Consider the following 447-nt stretch of genomic DNA (forward strand, 5'->3'; position numbering starts at 1 on the left):
GGATCCGGGCCTCGACGCGCTCCCGCTCCACTTGCTCCGAGAAGGTCAGCGGCAGGTGTTCCGCCAGTGCCGCGTCATCCAGTGCCGTCACGTCGAGCTCGAACCGGAGGTAGTCGCCCGTCGCCGGATCGGTCCGGTTCTCCGCGTAGTCGAAGGGCAGCCCGGGAGCGATCGCGGCGATCTCCCGCACCTCACGGACCGTGGCCGGTTCGGCGAACAGCCACACCTTGTCCTCGATCTGTCTCAGCAGCGCACACAACCGTCTGGCCTGCCGAAACGCCTCCGCCGCGTCGGTGGTCCGCAGGACGGGGTACGCCCGTGAGTTGCCCATGGACCGAACCGTCACACGCCCCGGCCCTCCCGTGCCAGCGCATTTCCCTACGCGGTGATGTCCTTGCCCGTGAACCGTGCCCAGGCCGCCGAGCCGAACACGAGTGCGTACAGGGC

Annotated in this window: 1 pseudogene; it reads right to left on the reverse strand. The window is 69.1% G+C overall.

Going from position 1 to position 447, the window contains the following annotated elements:
* Positions 1-331 (reverse strand): annotated as a pseudogene (locus LPA54_RS38850) (hypothetical protein); the annotation flags it as partial.
* Between the last annotated feature and the right edge of the window lie 116 nt (positions 332-447).

The organism is Streptomyces sp. DH12 (assembly GCF_020873895.1).
GTDB lineage: Bacteria > Actinomycetota > Actinomycetes > Streptomycetales > Streptomycetaceae > Streptomyces.